Origin of the sequence: Alishewanella agri BL06 (assembly GCF_000272005.1) — a bacterium.
Taxonomy (GTDB): Bacteria; Pseudomonadota; Gammaproteobacteria; order Enterobacterales; family Alteromonadaceae; genus Alishewanella; species Alishewanella agri.
In genome coordinates, this window is the sequence record NZ_AKKU01000025.1 from 108,470 (window position 1) to 127,099 (window position 18,630).

Genomic DNA, 18,630 nt, shown 5'->3' on the forward strand with positions numbered 1-18,630 from the left:
ATCCTTATTATATTTTTTATGGGATAATCACGTTTCCGATTTTACAGTCGCCAAACCGGATAGCTGACTTTATGGATTCAATAGCACGATATTATCGACAGCTGATCAGAGTTACAAGCACGGCCCCCACTTATTGCGGTGGAATGCTGTTGATTTTGATATTGATGTTATCCGGCTGCGCCATGGTGTCAGTATCGAATGTTGATAGCCGCGATTATGTAAAGCAGCGTCGAGGTGATGTCCTGACCACCGGTGAGCTGAGTTTATATACCGGTACCGTGTTACAAATTCTTGGTCAGGATGAAAGTAGTTGCCGGCGTCAGGCGGCGCAATGTGCAGAAATGTTAACCACGGCAATGGGGCTGACCAGCGAGCAGCGGCTGTCGACCATGGCGGAACTGTGGTTGTATCAGGCGCTCTGGTATGCAAAACCCCGGCACAAAGACTTACTGGCGGAAATCGATGCCTATCTGATGAGTGCCCGCTACGCCTATGCCTATTTGTTTTACTCTGGCGTCGCGCCATACAACCGGCTGTTTACTGATCGCCAGACCCAGGTGCGGGATTACTACAATTTTGCGGTACAACAAGCGGCTACGCTGTTGTTCGCACAGTCACAGCGCCGCTGGTTACAGGATCCGGACGTGCGTTTGCAAACCCAGAATTGGCAGGTGCGCAGTTTATTGCAGCATCAACGGTTTCGGCAACAAGCACTGCCACAGCAATTGCTGGCCGCCAGTAGCTTGTCGTTTCAGGGCCTGCGCAATCAATACCGTCGTGATGGCTTAGGCGCTGAACTGGTTGCGGTGGGGCCGGATGCCAGTGTTGCCCGCAATGAACGCGGCTTTAGCGAATTGCCGGTACCGGTGGTGACGGCACTGCTAAGTTTCGATGGAACAACTCTTGATGAGGTATTGGCCAGTGATCAGGCGACGTTACATTTAGTTGATCCCTTACAACAGCGTGAGGTGCGGATTGCCGGTAATCCGATCCCGCTGGCTGCGAACTTTACTGCCGGTTACGGCTTGTGGCTGGCGCGCTCAGACTTTTCGCGGCAGGCTTTCTGGAATTTGATGGGCGCCAGCGATGCGCTGGCCGAGCCGCAGCTGTTTATGCTGCAGCCCTATGATCCGAATCGTAAAATTATCATTATGTTGCATGGCATTGCCAGTAGCCCGGAAGCTTGGGTTAACACGGCAAACGAGGTGTTAGGCGATGAAACCCTGCGGGAGCAATATCAGCTGTGGCAACTGTATTATCCAACGAACTTACCGCTGATTATTAATGTACAGAGCATCCGCCAGCGTATTCTCAGTACCTTACAGCATTTTGATCCGACAGGCAGTGCAGCGGCGTCGCGCGATATCGTGCTGATAGGCCATAGCATGGGTGGTTTATTAACGCGGTTTCTGGTATCCGATTCCGGCGATAGTCTTCTGCAAACGATTAGTGAGCAGCGCCGGCTGGATGCACAGCGACGGCAGCAGTTTTTCCAACGTTTTCGCGAGGATCTCACGTTAACGGCTTTACCGGGTGTCAGTCGGGCGGTGTTTATTGCCGCGCCGCATCGTGGTACTGCCGTTGCCGATTACCGGTTGGCGCGCTGGCTGGCCGGCTTAATCACCTTGCCGGTTACGGTGCTGGAACGTTTGGCGCAGGTCACCGAGTTACTGATCGATCCTGACACTTCGGACAATAGCCGGCCGGTGCGCTTTACCAGTATTGAAAACCTCAGCGATCAGGATCCCTTTATTAAGGCGACTGCCGGTTTGCCGATTAACCCGGCAGTGCGATACCACTCTATTATCGGGGTCGAGCAACCGGCGTTACCGGTTGAGCAGCAATCTGACGGTGTTGTACCTTATTTAAGTGCGTCGCTAGCCGGTGCCCAGTCGGAGATGGTGATTCGCTCTGGTCATAGTGTACAGGAAACGTCCTCCGCCATTTTGGAGTTGCGGCGTATCCTGCACCAGCATTTAGCAGAGCTGCCCGACTAACAGCAGGCAGCACTATACTTAGGGCGTGTTGACGTTTGCTGCTTAGATTTTGTTCGCACTGGCGGCGCTTTGATAGCGAAACGAGGAGCGCAGTTTAGTTATTCTAAATAAGTGACGAGTGACAAAGAGCAAAGCGCCGCCAGCGCGAACCCTTCGGGCAGCGTTTGGCTGGCGTTTCTACTGCGTTATCGCTTGTTCATGTAGAATAACTACACATCACAAGCTCTGCCTTGTATAAACACCAGCCAAACGGCTGCAAAAACAAGCAGCAAACGTCAACACGCCCTAGGGTTATTGGCAGCTGCCACAGCAGCTTTGATCGCCGTGGCCTGGCCGTTTGGGTTCGACAAACAAAATTTCATTTTCCAGCAAAATATGCTGCATTAAATCTTCTTTCAGTTCGCGCAGCCCCAGATACAGTGCGGTCCAGGTATTACAGGCGCCGGGCGGTAATTGCTGTTCAAAGCTCAATTTATCCAGTTTTTCCAGCGCTTCGCCATGCTCCTGATGCTCTTCCAGCATCACGCTGATTGGGCCGAACGGATAGACGCCGCGCACCAGCATTGGGAACAGGATCTGCTCTTCTTTTAGCATATGGCTTTCCAGCTCTTGCTGCATATCAGCCAGATGATTGGCCAGACCATGCGGGCAATGTGGGCTGTCACTGTGCACGGTTTCAACCCGTCGCGCCAGGCGGATCAACTCGGGCAGTTGTTCACGGTGGCGTTGATGAAAACGGGTCAGTACATATTCGGCCAGTTTTGGCGTAGGCTCACTATGCCAGTCAACAGCGGCCTGTGGCTGGCGTTGTAGTTTTTCCAGTGCCGCCAACACCTGTTGTTGATTTAAACCGCGCTTGGCGATGGCCTCACCGAGGCTTTGCTGACCACCGCAGCAAAAATCCAGCTTGAATTGGTGGAAGACGGCCGTCGCACCGGCGATGCGGGTGGCCAGTTGGCCTAAAGGTTGTTCCAGTAACATAGCGTACTCCTGTCTAATCAAAGGTTTGCCTGTAGCAGGCGGTTATCCTTGTAGAGCAAGCGGGATGCCAGAACTACCACCTTTGATTTATATAAGTTTTTTGCAGCGGATGGTAAATTGCACCCTAATTACTTCGGGTGAGTTTCACCATAAGGGTAAAAACAACCATGTTGGATGCAGTCTTATTTGCCGACTTAGTGACAGAGCTGCCGGCAGCCGTGCGTTTACAACGGCTGGTCAACACCTTGCGTAATCATTTTGCCTGTGGCGCCGTCGCATTGTTGCAGCTGCAGCAAGCACAGTTAAAGCCGGTCGCGGTGCAGGGGCTGTTGCGTGAAACCTTGGGCCGACGCTTTGTGGTGGCACAGCATCCAAGGCTGGCCGCGATTTTAGCCAGTCGCCAACCGGTGCGTTTTCCACCTGGCAGCGAGCTGCCCGATCCTTATGATGGATTATTGGCAGAAACGCCGGGTGAAGCGGTGCCGGTGCATGATTGTATGGGCGTATCGTTATACGTTGAAGGACGCTGCTGGGGCGCCTTAACGCTGGATGCCCTGTCGCCGGCTGGTTTTGATGCGCTGGCCATTTTACAGTTACAGCAACTCAGTTTGCTGGTAGAGGCCGCCATTCGCATTACCGAGTTGGAGCAGGCCAATCGTGCCTTACGTCAGGGCGAGCTACCGGCAGCAGGTACCAGTACTGCTGGCGCGCAACAGTATGAAATTATTGGCCAGAGTCCGGCACTGCAACGCATTTTGCAGGAGTTGGATGTGGTGGCCAGCTCAGAGTTACCGGTGTTGCTGCTTGGTGAAACCGGGGTTGGTAAAGAGCTGTTTGCCCGTCAGTTACACCGTCGCTCCGGGCGTGCGGACAAACCGATGATCTATGTGAACTGTGCCGCCCTGCCGGAAAGTCTGGCCGAAAGTGAATTATTCGGGCACAGCAAAGGTGCCTTTTCCGGCGCTTTGAGTGAGCGCGCTGGCCGTTTCGATGCCGCCGATGGCGGCACCTTATTTCTGGATGAAGTGGGCGAATTGCCGTTATCAGTGCAGGCGAAATTACTGCGCGTGCTGCAAAACGGCGAAATTCAACGCCTGGGCTCGGATAAGCTACAGCGGGTTAATGTGCGGCTGGTGGCAGCGACCAATCGTGATTTGCAGCAACAGGTCAAGCAGGGCGAATTTCGCGCTGATCTCTATCACCGCTTATCGGTATATCCGATCCCCATTCCGCCGCTTCGTGAACGCAGCGAAGATTTGCCGTTACTGGCCGGGCATTTCTTAGAGCAAAACCGCAGCCGGCTGGGCTTGCGCAGTTTGCGCCTGGCGCCCACTGCCGAGCTGGCGCTGCTGGGTTATAACTGGCCCGGCAATATCCGCGAGCTGGAGCATGTGATCAGCCGGGCGGCAATTAAGGCACTAAGCCAGGGCGCACAGCGCAGTGATATCGTGATTCTGCAGCCAGAGTTACTGGACTTGCCGCAAACGATAAGAGCACCCTTGTCGCCGGCACCGGCAATCTTGCCGACACAGGGATTGAAAGAAGCGGTAAACCAGTACCAGCAGCAATTGATCCTGCAAGCTCTGCAGCAACATCAACAATGTTGGTCGAAGGCAGCGCGGGCACTGCAACTGGATGCCAGTAATCTGCATAAACTGGCGCAACGGTTGGGATTAAAATAACCATGCTAAAAACTACTGGCTACCGGTTATTAGCCCTGTGCAGTTTGGCTTTGGGCCTCGTGGGTATTCCGTTACCGGGTTTGCCCACGGTGCCTTTTGTGTTGCTGTCGGCCTGGGCTGCCGGTAAGGGCTGGCCGCAGTTTGAAGAGTGGTTGCTGGCGCATCAAAGGTTTGGCCCGTCGATCCGGCAATGGCGGCAGCAGGGCGCCGTGTCGCGGCGGGCGAAATGGCTGGCGTCCGGCATGATGCTGGCCAGTATGCTGCTACTGTGGTTGTCGACAGCGCCTTTGTTATTAAAAACTATCTTACCCGGTTGCCTGTTACTGGTAGCCGTTTGGCTATGGCGGCGGCCAGAGCCGCAGGAGTCAGCAGATGACTGAGATACTTAACCCGCAGCAAGCGCTGAGGTACAGCCGGCAGTTAATGCTGCCGGCGCTGGACTTTCGTGGTCAGGAAGCGTTATTAGCCAGCAAAGTGCTATTGGTTGGCATGGGAGGGCTGGGTTGCGCGGCGGCGCCTTACCTGGTAGCCAGTGGTGTTGGCGAGCTTACCCTGGTGGATGACGATAACATTGATCGCAGTAATCTGCAGCGTCAAATACTGTATCGCGAGCAGGATATCGGCCAGCCGAAAGTCAGTACTGCCTTGCAGCAACTGCAACAATTAAACAGCGACATCAGGCTGACCGCTTTGGCGCAGCGGCTGGATGAAACCGCACTACAACAACTGATTCCCGGCTATAGCCTGGTGCTGGACTGCACTGATAACCTTAGCACCCGCAACGCCATCAATGCCGCCTGTGTTCACGCCGGTGTGCCGCTGGTTTCAGCCGCAGCTATCCGCTTTGAAGGCCAGCTATTGAGTTTACGCCATCAGCCTGGCGATCCATGTTATCAGTGTTTAAGCCGCTTTTTTGGTGAACAGCAACTTAGTTGTATGGAGGCAGGGATCCTGTCGCCGGTAGTCGGTGTGTTGGGAGTAATGCAGGCCCTGGCGGCGGTAAAGATTCTGGCTGCGGTTGGTGAACCCGAGTATCACCAGTTAAAGTTGTTTGATGCCTTAAGCGGTCAGTGGCAGCAGTTTCAGTTAACCGTGGATCCTGATTGTCCGGTATGCCGGGGGCGTTAATGCCTGATCCCTTGCTGTTTTGTCAGTTGCGGCAGCACGTCGCTATGCACTTTTTGCAACAACTGGTAAGCATCGCCCAGATCACAGTTTTCATGATCGCGCTTTTTATAACCTAAAGCCGTAAGCTCCAGGTGCCAGGTCGGCACCACGTCTACCGTGGCCAGCGTTTGCTTAACACAGTTAAGCGGGCAGCCATCGACCGCCAGAATCGGCCGGCCAGATTGCGCGACCTTAACCAGTTGTTTAACCTTACCACCTACGCCGGCAATGCAGGACATCTCCGCCAGGCCTTCCCGATCCATCACCACGGCTAAATCGTTGGCCAGTTGCGCAACATTGGAGCAACCAGAACAGGCATAAACCAGCGGCTTTGTTTCGTAACTATGACTCATAATGTGGCTTCCTAAAACTTGCGATAGCTGAAGTTTAGAAGTCCACTGCGTCGGCAGCTTGATATAAATCAAAGCTGCACCAGCTTTACCCCTTCATGGGTAAGGCCGGCTAGCCCGGCCGGCCATCCGCTCTGGGCGTGGTTAATACCGGTAAGTACACCAGCACGTAACAACCATAGGCCAGCACCCAGCAAACAATACCCAGCCACAGCAAACTAAACGTATGCGCTGGCAGTAACCAAATCAGTAAGGTACGGCTGATACCGGCCAGCGCCACCAGCAAGAACGCCCAGCCCATAATCTGTTTTGGTTGTAACAGCCGGCCGCTGTGGCCGAGCGAGACCCTGGCCATCATCGACAGAATCATTGACCCCATGGCGCCAGCCGTTAACGCATGCAGTGCGATACTCTGGCTGATGGCAAAGCCGGCATAACGTAACGCAAATAACGCCAGACCCAGCGGGATAAACCAATAAGCCAGATGTAAGGACCACAGCAATGATACTCTGAAGGTCAGCCAGATTTTCCAGCGCGCGCAACGGATAGCGGTCAGCAGCGCACTCAGGGCAAAGAGGGCGCTTAACAGGCTAGCGGGTAGTAACGAGGCCAGACTGAAAAAGTGCAGCACAAAGATCAGCCACAGACTACCCAGCGCGGCACGATCCAGCCAGACCAGCGCCTCCACTTTTGGGGTTTTGGTGCCATTAGCAGTAAACATCGGGATCACCCGGCCACCGACAATGGCCATTAACAGGGTGATTAGCCAGATGGCATTTAAACTACCGAGTTGCTGTAAGTCATAACGGCCAAGAAAAAGCCCCAGATACATGATCAGGTTGCAGGTAGTGAGGAGCAACAAGACCGGGACAAAAAACAAATTACGATACTGTTTAACTGCCAGTAAAGGCTTGGCCAGTAGCCAGGCCGCCAATGGCAGAAAGCTGAGATCCACCGCCGCCACCAGCCATAATGGCAAACCCTGGCCAAACAGCAGCAAAAGCCGGGCACTGAGCCAGAGCAAAGTTAGCAACAACAAGCTTTTGCCGTGGGGCGCGCGCATTGACGTCCAGTTTTGTACTGCAGTAAGTAAAAAACCAATGACAATGGTGCAGGCAAAGCCAAACAGCATCTCGTGGCTATGCCAGAATAAGACCTGGCCCACCGGCTGAATTTTAAGCTGACCACCAAGAATCAAACCCCACAGCAGCATGGCAATGGCGCTAAAGGCCGCACCAAATAAAAACATGGGCCGAAAGGCCTGGCGTAACAGCGGCAGCATTTTTTGTTCCGTTGCCAGATCGGTTATTTGCATCATTCGTCTTCATCCAATAAAAAATTATTACTGCGGGCGTCAGTCAGGCGTTGTTGATATTGCGCCGCCTGATTGGCAAAAAACATCGTGATCATGCACAGTGCCAACACCCCATACAGAATCATAAAGCAGCCGGTCACGATGCCGAGCGCATCCTGTGCCAGACCAAATAACACCGGCAGAGTGCAGCCGCCGAGGCCGCCGATCGCGGCAACAAAGCCACCAACCGCGCCCATATGTTGCGGATAGTAGTCATGAATCACTTTATAGACGCTGGCGCGGCCAAAACCCTGCGCCACGCCGATAATAAAAATCAGCAGGGTAAACCACCAGACGTTTACGGCGATCTCCAGCGTCACGTCTTTTTCCAGGCCATGAATCACCAGCGTGGTGGGTGGATAACTGAGGAAAAACAAACAGACCAGACAAACCCAAAATACGCTCCAGTTAACGGCACGGCCGCCATAACGATCGGCAAACCAGCCACCCAGTGCGCGGACCATACTAGAGGTAGCGACAAAAAACAGCGTAAAAGCCATCGCCTGTTGCGCATTCATCTGATAGGCCTGTATATAATATTGCGGCAGCCACAGCAGTAACGCCAGAAAGCCACCAAATACAAAATAGTAATACAGCGAAAAACGCCACACCCTGGCGTCGCCCAAGAGTTGCCGTAGCGTCATTACTGCCGCCGCCGGCCCGCTGCTGGTAGTTGGGGCTGGTGGCGATAATAACCAGAACAACACCAGCATTAACGCCAGCCCTAAAGCATACACCGGCCCTACCCACTGCCAGCCCCAGAAGTTGACAATCACCGGTACCAGCACAAAGGTAATGGCAACGCCGGCATTACCGACACCAAATAAGCCCATCGCCAATCCTTGCTGGCGCGAAGCAAACCAATCGGTAACATAGCGAATGCCAAAGGTAAAAGAGACACCACTGAGGCCAAACCACAGGCCGGTAACCAGATAGCTAATGTAGCTTTCAACCCAGGGTAATAAGGCCAACGCCGGAATACAGCTGAGCATCAATAGCAGCCAGAGGTTACGCGCCGGATAGCGATCGGCCAGAATGCCAAGTGGAATGCGCAACAACGCCCCGCTAAATATCGGTGCTGCCAGCAAAATACCGTATTCGGTTGCCGACAAGGCCAGTTGCTGTTGAATATCCAGCCCCATTACCGCATACAGCGTCCAGACTGAAAAGCAGCCGGCAAAAGCCAGTGTGGCCAGCAGCAGTGCCCGGCCAGCTTGCGGGTGGGTTGCCTGCATCTAAGACTCCGAAAAACTAAGCAGCTTAAGCATAACGAAAATGCTTGCAACCTGCTCAGCCAAAAAGCAGTACCCCCTAAGTTCCGTTAGTCGGGGCCAGGTATTGCGGCTTACTCCCAAGTAGGTAGCCGGTGCTGAATGGTAGCGTTTTGCCGCCCGTTGCAGCTCTATCCATAAGAGGTAGAGAGGCTGGTTTCGCCGGTCAGTTGCCTCGAGCGCTGTTGTGCCAGATCAACTTTTCTCAGTTAAAAACCCCTAGACTTGTACTGGAATTAATTGATTGACTCTTTCTGGAGGTCTCTATGGCTGGCGCGGCGTCTGCGGCAGGGCACGGCAGTAAACTCAATCTGCTGAATTTTGCTGAACAAAAAATAAAAATGTTACACCTGACCTGGTTTGCGTTTTTCCTTACCTTCGTTATCTGGTTTGCCCATGCGCCCTTGCTGGTTCATATCAAAGAAGCACTGGCATTAACCGATGCTCAGATCCGGGCGTTGCTGATTTTAAACGTAGCGCTGACCATCCCGGCGCGAATTGTGGTCGGGATCCTGGTGGATAAATATGGCCCGCGGATCATGTACTCGGTACTGCTGTTTATCTCAGCCTTGTTATGTATCGGTTTTGCCTTTGCCAATACTTATGATGCCTTAGCGCTGTTCCGGTTTTTGTTAGGCTTTGTTGGCGCGGGCTTTGTGGTTGGGATCCGGCTGGTGGGCGAATGGTTCCCGCATCATCAGGTGGGAACTGCCGAGGGGATCTACGGGGGCTGGGGTAATTTTGGCTCTGCAGCGGCGGCGATGACGCTGCCAACTATTGCACTGATGTTCGGTGGTGAAAATGGCTGGCGTTATGCTATCGCCTCAGTAGGTGTAGTTAGCGCCATCTACTCACTGATCTTCTATAAATTTGCCCGTAATACCCCCAAAGGCTCAACCTACTTTAAACCGAAAAAAACCGGTGCCATGGTGGTGACCAGCTGGGGCGCGTTGTGGACGTTGATCCTGATGAATATCCCGATGCATCTGGCGTTGGGGATGCTGGCCTGGCGTTTATCACCGGCTGGGGTTGAGTTATTTTCCCAAACTGCGATGTATGGCATCTGGATCGCGTTGGTGGCGCTGTTTATTTTCCAAACTCAGCAAACCTGGAAAGTCAACGCTGAACACTTACGGGAAGGGGTGCCGGAGCATGACAAATACAGCTTTAAGCAGGTAGGGATTTTAAATATTGCCTACTTTGCCACCTTTGGTTCAGAGCTGGCGGTAGTGTCGATGTTACCGCTGTATTTCCTGGAAACCTTTGAGGGCATGAGTGCGGTAAAAGCCGGTTTACTGGCATCTGCCTTTGCTTTTATGAATCTGGTATCACGGCCGATGGGTGGCTGGTTCTCTGATAAGTTCGGCCGGCGCAAGAGTATGGTAATTCTGATTGGTGGCTTAGCCGCCGGTTACTTCCTGATGGGCCTGATGGACAGCCATTGGTGGATCCCGCTGGCGGTGTTGGCGGTAATGGCCTGTTCCTTCTTTGTGCAGGCCGGTGAAGGCGCGGTCTTTGCCATAGTGCCATTGATTAAACGTAGTATGACTGGCCAGATCGCCGGCATGGCAGGGGCTTATGGCAATGTGGGGGCAGTGGTGTATCTGACGGTATTAAGCTATGTCGATTACAGCACCTTCTTTTATGTGATTGCGGCGTCGGCACTGGTAGGCTTAGTGGCGGTGATGTTCCTGGACGATCCGAAGGGTCATATTGTCGAGGTCGCGGAAGATGGTACAGTACATAAAATCAATGTCGGTTAATTAAGGTCGTACCCAGGTGGCAGAGTTAGCACTGCAACTTCAGTTTGGCGCCTTGTCCGAGGCCGGTATTAAAGCGGCCAATGAGGATGCAGTGGCTTGCCAGCTGCCCGCCGCCGCTTACATACTGCAACACAAAGGCGCCTGCTTTGTTCTGGCCGATGGTGTCAGTACTGCTGAAGCGGGCGCTCAGGCGAGTAAACTCGCCACCGAGCGATTTTGTCAGGAATATCCGCAAACCCCGGATAGCTGGTCGGTCGCCTACAGTGCCGGGCAATTACTGGCGACCATCAATAATCAGTTGTATCAGTTCAGCCATAAGTTTGCTCATGAACAAAAGGGCTATTTATGTACCTTTAGCGCGCTGGTACTGAAATCACGTACCGCGCATTTTTTTCATATCGGTGATAGCCGCATTTATCTGTATCGTGACGGTGCGCTGCAACAATTAACCCAGGATCATATTACAGTGTTATCAGAGCAGCGGCAGTTCTTAGGCCGGGCGCTGGGGATGGACGCCAAGGTTGAAGCGCAGCAGGGCTCGCTGGCGCTGCAGGCTGGTGATCGTTTTCTACTGACCTCTGATGGCATTCACGATTTTTTACAGCCAGCCGAACTAACACAGCTGTTAGCGACGGTTGCAGATCCCGGGCAATGTAGCCGGCAGTTGCTTGACCGGGCTCTGGCCAATGGTAGTGATGATAATGTCAGTGCCATAGTGGTCGACATCACGCAGTTGCCGGGGCAAAGTCTGGATGACCTTAGCTCAGAGTTGACCCGCTTACCCTTTCCGCCGGCATTAAGTCCGGGCATGAAGCTGGATGGCTATAAGGTGCTGCGCGAGCTCTATGCCAGTAGTCGCAGCCACTTGTATCTGGTGGAAGATGAAGCCACAGCCGAACAGTTGGTATTAAAAAGCCCGTCGCAAAACTTTGCTGATGATGTGCTTTATATCGACCGCTTTATCCGCGAAGAGTGGATTGGCCTGCGGATCCAGTCGCCGCGCGTAGTGCAGGTGATCCGGCAAAGCCGGCCGCGGACTTTTTTATATTATTTAATGGAGCATCTGCAGGGGCAAAGCCTGGAAATTTGGTTTGCCGCCCAGCCGCAACCGCTGAAACCCTCCTTAGCAATTAAGCTGGTCAAACAAATCGCCGAAGGCTTGCAGGCGTTTCACCGTATGGGCGCTATCCATCAGGATTTAAAACCCGGCAATATTATGCGGCTGGCTGATGGCAACTTAAAGCTGGTAGATTTTGGCTCGGTGTATGTTGCTGGCCTGGCCGAAATATACAGCCCGCTACACCATGAAGGTGCGCTGGGTACGGCGACTTACTCTGATCCGCATTATTTACTGGGGCATAATTCCGGTGTGCAGGGCGATGTCTATGCGCTGGCGACCATCGCTTATGAGTTGTTTAGCGGTGGGCAGCTGCCCTATGGGCCGGCAGTAGAAGAGTGTCGGGTGGCAAGCGACTATGACCGGCTGCGTTATCGCAGCGCTAACCAGTTTAACCCGCTGATCCCAACCTGGTTCGACCGGGCGCTGCAAAAGGGGGTTAGTTTGGATCTGAGTTACCGTTATCAAACTATCAGTCAGTTACTGACCGACTTACAGCAACCGAATCCGGCGTTTTTGCATGAAGAAGTGAAACAGCAGAGTAAATCTAACCCGCTGTTGTTCTGGCAGCTCTTATCCGGTTTCTGGTTTATTACCTTGCTACTGGTGATTTGGTTATTTTTACTCAGGCGTTAGTGTGCTTGCTTTTTCGCAGTGGCAGGGGTATAACTGCCTAAATTCTGAAAAGTCCGACGGCGTTAGCCGGCGGGCTTTTTTCTTTTTTACTTGGGAGTGTCATATGTCAGCTACACCTATCGTCGTTTCCAGTTTAGATATGGATCGGATTGAGGCGCTGTTAGAAAAAATGCCCCGGCTTACCCCGGAGTTGGAAAAGTTAGAAGACGAGCTGGATCGGGCAAATGTGGTGGAGCCGGCCGACTTGCCTGCCGATGTGGTTAGCATGAATTCAACGGTGCGCTTTAAGTTTGCCGGGGATGACAAGGTATTTCAGAAAACCCTGGTCTACCCGCATGAACTGAAACATGACGAGCAAATTTCGATCTTCGCACCGGTTGGCAGTGCGTTGCTCGGTCTGGCTGTGGGCCAGTCGCTGGAATGGCCAATGCCGCATGGACAAAGCCGCACCGTAGAAATTCTGGAAGTATTATTCCAACCAGAGCGCGCTGGCGAGCAACAACGTTAAGCGTAATCCCAACTGTTACTCTGCTCTGTGACTCCGCTACGCTTAACGTAGCGGAGTCGCGAGCTGAGACTGCTCTAAGCCAATAGCACTTAGAACACGTAAATAAAGCCGATACCTACCTCAGCTTCAAAGTCACCACGGGCAATCGGGCTTTTGCGGACAGCACTGCTAAAATGTTCATACAGTGCTTCGCCGTAAATCTGCCAGTTATCGTTTACGTAGTGACGATAATTGTAATTGATACCGATAGAGCGATAACCGCCGCTCATATTGGTTGCAGCTAGGCCCGATGCTGCCGACTGTTCAGCGGTGATACCGAAATCTTTATTGGCATATTCACTGTCGTGAAATACCGCAACAATATTCACCTCAGAGCCCGAGCCATCAAACTTCTCGCCAAAGCGACGACCCACACCAAACAAACCCAAATTGCCATCACCGCCGGTGACAAGCCGGCCAACCAGCCAATAGCGCCAATCCCGATCAAAGGCGCGACGGGTTTGCAGCACTAATTCAAAGCCCTCGTCACTTTCACCTAGCCCATCCAGGTAGCCTTTTTTAGAATCACTTTCCGCACGACCTTCATCAAAGCCAATAAGGGCTTCAAACAGCCAGGTATCCGCACGCAACCCACGCCAGCCTATGGCCTCACCGACCCAAAAGAACACATCATTACCGCGCCGCCATTGCAGGCCCCCTGCCGGTTCAACCTCCAAACCAAATTCGTCCGAGCCTTCGTAGGCGGTTTCGTATTCAATACCTGCACCTAAGCCAAAACTCCAGCCATCTTTACCCCGACTAAAATCATCAATAGACGGCAGAGGCACCAAAGCGGTTTTTGTTTCTTGTGCGCCCGCTGCCGGCAACAGCAGGCTATGCATAACAAGGGCGGTACCTAACACGAGTAATGTCTTCATAACATGCTTTCCTATGCCAATTTAGCAAAATGCCAACTTATCTATACGCTAGCGTTTACGGGTTTTATTGCGTAAAGATCATTGTTTGTCATGTTTTTAATGGCGCGCTCAGCTAGCTTAGAATTTTAGTCTAGACCAAAAGCGGATATTCTGGATTGGTCGGCTGTAATCTGTTTTTTTCACCTATACCCGTTGTATCCATAAGTTGATGTAAGTTTTAACGTTGCGATGGCCGAACAATTCAAGCCAGACATAGCAGCTTCGTGGCGATGTTTCATTCAGGTGTCATACGATTGGCTTAGCGGCCATTTGCGGAGAAGATGAATGAAAGTAGTAAGAAGTAAAGAATTTAAGGCTGATCGTGCTTGGGGGGCTGCTGATATTGCCAACTGCTAGCCTTTAGGCCGAAACGCCTGTATCACCGCTTCGTTACACTGCAGATAAGGGCCGTCCATCAGATCGATGCAGTAAGGCACCGCCGGGAACACCGCATCCAGACACTGGCGGATTGCCTTGGGTTTGCCCGGTAAGTTAATAATCAGGCAGTTGCCACGTAAGCCCGCCGTTTGCCGTGATAAAATAGCGGTTGGCACATACTTTAACGACTCCTGACGCATCAGCTCACCAAAGCCCGGCATCAACCTGTCACAGACGGCTTCAGTGGCTTCTGGCGTGACATCGCGTTTGGCCGGCCCGGTACCGCCGGTGGTGACAATTAAACAGCAACCCTGTTGCTCGGCCAGTTCTATCAGGGTTTGTTCAATCAGTGGTTGTTCATCCGGGATCAAACGGTACTCGGCGTGCCAGTCGCTGCTTAGATACTCTGTTAAGGTATCGATTATCGCCTTGCCGGATAAATCTTCATATATACCGGCACTGGCGCGGTCGCTTACCGTAACAATGCCAATTTTTGCCTGTTGCTGCGTCATCTGCGCTCCGGATTAAAATTCAACATTCAACATTCAACACTCATCATTCAACATCAGCCCGTCGCCATCCCTGCAAGCTTTAGCCAATAACCATTACTGTCGGTATCACTCAGTTGTTGTGGCGCGGCGCCATGCTGGTTCGCCTTAAATCTATTCAACCAGGCAAAGGTCCCCTCGGGCTCAGGGCTTAACCGTACTACATCAACCAACCCCTGCATAGTCGGTAGCTGATTAATCAGGTTATACCGATAGCCAGATTGGGTTTGAATACCGTTTAGCACAAACACCTGAGCACCATCCTGGCTATGCACAGTGCGCCCCTGCGGATATTTAATGCAACAGAGTTCGCACTGATCTTTAGCGCGATTCTCGGAGCGGGCGGTAAAGCAGCGACCACTCCAGGCCAGTGGTAAATGGCCAAAGGCAAATACCTCGGTTTCAAAGCAATCGCGGATATCCTGAATAATGCCCTCGTCTAACACCTGTTGTAGCCAGTCGCCGGATAGTTCAACCGGCATTACCCAGCGTAATAAACCCATACCCACTAAGCGGCGCAGGCTATGCTGGTTATAGCAGTTAATGGCGGCGCCGGCGACAAAGGGCAGACCCTGTTCGTACAGCATAGCAATAGCGCCAACATCATTAGCTTCCAGCATAAAGTCACCGTTATCGACGTACTTGCGCAGCTCGCGCAGTTCAGACGGTGACTCCAACAGCGTCATGCCAGATAAACACACCTGTTTGCCGGCTTCGCGCAGCATATGCGCCAGCTTAAGATAGTCTTCCAGTTTTAGCTCGCGTCTTTTGCTGCAAACGGTTTCGCCCAGATAAACAATATCCACGGCTGAGTCGGCGGCCTGGCGGTAAAACTCCAGCATCTGTGCTTTGGGCCAGAAATACAGTACCGGGCCAAGTGAAAATTGCATAGGTTATTTCCATTTCCGATGATAGGCACCGAGGGTGGTTTGGTTGCCCTCGGCCAGATTATTCAGCACCTGCTGCCAGTGTTGTTGCACCAGAAAATGCGCTGGATCCTGCATTACCGCATCAATAGCCGCCCGCCAAACCTGGGTGATCTGGGTAACATAAGCCGGGCTGCGCTGCCGGCCTTCAATTTTCAGTGAGCTAATGCCCTCGGCATAGAGCTGTGGCAGTAAATCCAGAGTGTTCAGGCTGGTTGGCTCTTCCAGCACATGGTAGGTATCGGCATCGACTCTGAAACGTCCTTTACAGAGGGTCGGGTAGCCGGCGGTTTCATCCGCGGCGAAGCGGTCAATCAATACTTCATTTAAGCGCGACTCCAGTACGCCGTCTTGCTCTTGCCAGCGAACAAAGGCCGCCGGTGAGCAGGCGCCGGCGGTATTCGGTGACTGCCCGGTTAAGTAAGAGCTCAGATAGCAACGCCCCTCAGCCATAATGCACAGGCTGCCAAAGGCAAAGACTTCCAAATCGATATCACAGCTGCGGGCCAGCGCGCGCACCTGTTGCATCGAAAGCACCCGTGGTAATACTACCCGGCGGATATTAAATTGCCGGTAAAACTCAATGGCGGCGACATTGGTGGCCGAAGCCTGCACCGACAGATGTAATTCAACCTGCGGATAGCGTTCGGCGGCATAGGCCAGCACTGCCATATCGGCCAGAATCAGTACATCGGTGCCAGCCCGTACTGCACTGTCGACCGCCTGCTGCCAGCGCGACCAAGCCGCGGGGTGAGCAAAGGTATTAATGGCCACATGCAATTTACGCCCCGCCTGATGCACATAGCGGGCAACCTCAGTCAGTTGCGACTCAGTAAAGTTTAAGCCGGCAAAGTGCCGGGCATTGGTGTCATCTTTTAAGCCGACATAGATCGCATCGGCCCCCTGACTAATTGCTGCTTTGACTGCCGGCATACTGCCAGCCGGACAGAGTAACTCCATATCAGCCTCATTACTGTGACCCTGCCTGCTGTACCCCGGAAAGGCTATAGGCAGCGCCGTAGAACTATGCTTTTATTATAGGGAATTTAGCTGGTGGGTGGCTTCTATATGTTTGATATTAAAAGGGTTAGTCATAAATTGGTAGCGCTGCTACCTACTTTGGCGCAGCGGGTGCAACAGCTGACGCCCAAGCGTGTGCAGCAGCAGGGCTTAACGCTGCTGCTAAATAAGTTTTTTCAGCCAGAGCTAACTGCCGGCAGTCTGGATTTTCTGGCACAGCGATACTTAGTGTTACAGGTAAGCGACTGGCAACTGAGCTTTGCCATAACTTTAAAAAACAACAAATTACAGGTTGAACTTGCATCTGTGCAGCAGGATCTGCTGATTAAAGCCAGCAGTCAGGATTTTCTGGATCTGATCTGCGGCAAAGTCGATCCGGATACCTTATTTTTCCGACGTCGCCTCAGTATGTTAGGGGATACCGAGCTGGGACTGTACTGCAAGAATCTGCTCGATACTATTGAGTTAAGCCGCTTGCCGCCGCCACTGCCGGCCTTGCTGCTAAGCTGGCAAAGTCTGTTGGCAACGGCAGAGGTTGCGGCAGATCAAACTGCTACAGTACCTGGCAGCTTATAATTGTCCTGAGTTTTCCGGAGACAGCAGATGCAGACACTTCAGTGGGACGCGGCGTTAATCGCCAAATACAATATTAACGGGCCGCGTTATACCTCTTATCCAACCGCGCTGGCGCTTAACACGGCCTTTCCGCAGGCGGCATTGTTTCAGGCGCTGGCCAGCAGTGGCTCAGAGTTAAGCCTGTATCTGCATATCCCGTTCTGCCATAAGCTGTGTTACTACTGCGGCTGCAATAAAGTGATTACCCGTCATGAGCATAAAGCCGATACCTATCTCGATGCGCTGGCGGCAGAAATGGCGCTGTATCGCCCGCATCTGCAGCAAAAAGTGATTAATCAGCTGCATTTAGGCGGTGGTACCCCGACCTTTTTAACCGAAGCGCAGCTTAGTCGCTTAATGGCTTTGTTACGCCAGCACTTTACGATTTTGCCGGCTGCCGAAATCAGTATTGAAATTGACCCACGCAGTTGCAGCGACGACAAACTGCGGCATTTAAAACAACTGGGTTTTAACCGCGTTAGCTTTGGCGTGCAGGATCTGGACGAAAAAGTCCAGATTGCGATTAACCGGGTGCAGGACACTGAGTTGATCCGGCATCAGGTGGCATTATGTCGCGAGCTGGGGTTTAGTTCGGTCAATCTGGATCTGATCTATGGTTTACCCTATCAACAGCCAGCCAGCTTTGCCGAGACAGTCGCTGAAATTATTCGGCTTGATCCGGATCGTATTTCATTATTTAGCTATGCCCATTTACCGGAACGCTTCGCCGCGCAGCGCAAAATTCCGGGTAGCAGTTTGCCGGATGCGCCAGCCAAGCTGGCGCTGATGCAACTGGCGATCACACAGCTGGTGGCAGCCGGTTATCAGTTTATTGGTATGGATCACTTCGCCAAGCCAGATGATGCGCTGGCCAAAGCCCAGCAAGCCGGTAATTTACAGCGTAACTTTCAGGGCTATACCACGGCAGGGCAGGATGCGTTGCTCGGTCTGGGCGTATCCAGTATCAGCCAGGTAAACGGCGTGCTGTGGCAAAATAGCAAAGACTTGCCGGCCTATTATGCCGCGATAAACCAGCAGCAGCTGGCGGTTGAGCGCGGCTTTGTGTTATCGGCAGATGATCGGCTACGTGCGGCGCTAATTAGCCAGTTAATCTGCCATTTTGAGCTGGATATTGCCGCCTTTAGCCAGCAGTGGCAGTTGCCGAGCTTCTGGCAGTATTTCGACAGCGCGCTGAGTTTGCTTAAGCCCTTTATGGAGGATGGTCTGGTAGAGGTCTATGCCGAGCGGATCGGGGTAACGGACGCCGGCCGGCTCTGGGTGCGCAGTATCTGTGCCTGTTTTGATGCCTATCTGCAGCAAGGGCAGCAAAGGTACTCCAAAGTTGTGTAATACTTTATTAC

17 protein-coding genes are annotated in these 18,630 nt (G+C 52.7%); 9 read left to right on the forward strand and 8 right to left on the reverse strand.

Annotated elements, in window-relative coordinates; translation table 11 throughout:
• Window positions 1-143: 143 nt before the first annotated feature.
• Entirely contained in the window at window positions 144-1,997 is a 1,854-nt protein-coding gene (locus AGRI_RS12795; protein ID WP_008985326.1) for an esterase/lipase family protein, read from the forward strand.
• A 291-nt stretch (window positions 1,998-2,288) separates the two neighbouring features.
• On the opposite strand, the gene ytfE is transcribed toward AGRI_RS12795, so the two are convergent.
• Window positions 2,289-2,978 (reverse strand): iron-sulfur cluster repair protein YtfE, encoded by a 690-nt coding sequence (gene ytfE, locus AGRI_RS12800; protein ID WP_008985327.1) that lies wholly within the window; start codon window positions 2,976-2,978, stop codon window positions 2,289-2,291.
• Window positions 2,979-3,145: 167 nt separating this feature from the next.
• Between ytfE and norR the strand changes: the two genes are divergently transcribed.
• Genes norR through moeB form a run of 3 tightly spaced genes read left to right on the forward strand, consistent with a single transcriptional unit; the run spans window position 3,146 to window position 5,788 of the window.
• Window positions 3,146-4,660 (forward strand): nitric oxide reductase transcriptional regulator NorR, encoded by a 1,515-nt coding sequence (gene norR, locus AGRI_RS12805; RefSeq protein ID WP_008985328.1) that lies wholly within the window; start codon window positions 3,146-3,148, stop codon window positions 4,658-4,660.
• A gap of 2 nt (window positions 4,661-4,662) precedes the next feature.
• Window positions 4,663-5,040: a YbaN family protein gene (locus AGRI_RS12810; RefSeq protein WP_008985329.1), complete on the forward strand. Its 378-nt coding sequence runs from the start codon at window positions 4,663-4,665 to the stop codon at window positions 5,038-5,040.
• Window positions 5,033-5,788: a molybdopterin-synthase adenylyltransferase MoeB gene (gene moeB / locus AGRI_RS12815; RefSeq protein ID WP_008985330.1), complete on the forward strand. Its 756-nt coding sequence runs from the start codon at window positions 5,033-5,035 to the stop codon at window positions 5,786-5,788. Before AGRI_RS12810 ends, moeB begins: the two co-directional genes overlap by 8 nt.
• Here the strand turns inward: moeB and AGRI_RS12820 are convergent.
• The 3 genes from AGRI_RS12820 to AGRI_RS12830 form a co-directional block, all read right to left on the reverse strand.
• A complete protein-coding gene (locus AGRI_RS12820; protein ID WP_008985331.1) occupies window positions 5,785-6,180 on the reverse strand; it encodes a putative zinc-binding protein in 396 nt (131 codons plus the stop codon). The two genes, moeB and AGRI_RS12820, sit on opposite strands and share 4 nt — an antisense overlap.
• Window positions 6,181-6,289: 109 nt before the next feature.
• Window positions 6,290-7,495 carry an NnrS family protein gene (locus AGRI_RS12825; RefSeq protein ID WP_202800798.1) on the reverse strand — a complete coding sequence of 402 codons (1,206 nt, stop codon included), beginning with the start codon at window positions 7,493-7,495 and terminating at the stop codon, window positions 6,290-6,292.
• Entirely contained in the window at window positions 7,492-8,766 is a 1,275-nt protein-coding gene (locus tag AGRI_RS12830) for an MFS transporter (RefSeq protein WP_008985333.1), read from the reverse strand. The genes AGRI_RS12825 and AGRI_RS12830 overlap by 4 nt, the downstream gene beginning before the upstream one ends.
• 302 nt (window positions 8,767-9,068) lie before the next feature.
• On the opposite strand from AGRI_RS12830, the gene AGRI_RS12835 reads away from it, so the two are divergent.
• From AGRI_RS12835 to rnk, 3 genes are all read left to right on the forward strand, one after another.
• The gene (locus AGRI_RS12835) at window positions 9,069-10,565 is read left to right on the forward strand and encodes a NarK family nitrate/nitrite MFS transporter (protein WP_008985334.1); all 1,497 of its coding nucleotides are present in this window, start codon (window positions 9,069-9,071) and stop codon (window positions 10,563-10,565) included.
• 16 nt (window positions 10,566-10,581) lie between these two features.
• Complete coding sequence (locus AGRI_RS12840) at window positions 10,582-12,318, forward strand: bifunctional protein-serine/threonine kinase/phosphatase (protein WP_008985335.1); 1,737 nt, start codon at window positions 10,582-10,584, stop codon at window positions 12,316-12,318.
• A 103-nt stretch (window positions 12,319-12,421) separates the two neighbouring features.
• The gene (gene rnk, locus AGRI_RS12845; RefSeq protein ID WP_008985336.1) at window positions 12,422-12,826 is read left to right on the forward strand and encodes a nucleoside diphosphate kinase regulator; all 405 of its coding nucleotides are present in this window, start codon (window positions 12,422-12,424) and stop codon (window positions 12,824-12,826) included.
• Between the two features lie 89 nt (window positions 12,827-12,915).
• On the opposite strand, the gene AGRI_RS12850 is transcribed toward rnk, so the two are convergent.
• From AGRI_RS12850 to ubiU, 4 genes are all read right to left on the reverse strand, one after another.
• A complete protein-coding gene (locus tag AGRI_RS12850; RefSeq protein ID WP_008985337.1) occupies window positions 12,916-13,743 on the reverse strand; it encodes a MipA/OmpV family protein in 828 nt (275 codons plus the stop codon).
• A 392-nt stretch (window positions 13,744-14,135) separates the two neighbouring features.
• Window positions 14,136-14,672 carry a molybdopterin adenylyltransferase gene (gene mog / locus AGRI_RS12855; RefSeq protein ID WP_008985338.1) on the reverse strand — a complete coding sequence of 179 codons (537 nt, stop codon included), beginning with the start codon at window positions 14,670-14,672 and terminating at the stop codon, window positions 14,136-14,138.
• A 53-nt stretch (window positions 14,673-14,725) separates the two neighbouring features.
• Entirely contained in the window at window positions 14,726-15,598 is an 873-nt protein-coding gene (locus tag AGRI_RS12860) for a U32 family peptidase (RefSeq protein ID WP_008985339.1), read from the reverse strand.
• Window positions 15,599-15,601: 3 nt separating this feature from the next.
• Window positions 15,602-16,594 (reverse strand): ubiquinone anaerobic biosynthesis protein UbiU, encoded by a 993-nt coding sequence (gene ubiU / locus AGRI_RS12865; protein ID WP_008985340.1) that lies wholly within the window; start codon window positions 16,592-16,594, stop codon window positions 15,602-15,604.
• Between the two features lie 108 nt (window positions 16,595-16,702).
• On the opposite strand from ubiU, the gene ubiT reads away from it, so the two are divergent.
• A complete protein-coding gene (gene ubiT, locus AGRI_RS12870; protein WP_193353438.1) occupies window positions 16,703-17,230 on the forward strand; it encodes a ubiquinone anaerobic biosynthesis accessory factor UbiT in 528 nt (175 codons plus the stop codon).
• 27 nt (window positions 17,231-17,257) lie between these two features.
• Window positions 17,258-18,619, forward strand: coding sequence for an oxygen-independent coproporphyrinogen III oxidase (hemN, locus tag AGRI_RS12875; RefSeq protein WP_008985341.1), 1,362 nt, complete (start codon window positions 17,258-17,260; stop codon window positions 18,617-18,619).
• The last annotated feature ends 11 nt before the right edge of the window (window positions 18,620-18,630 follow it).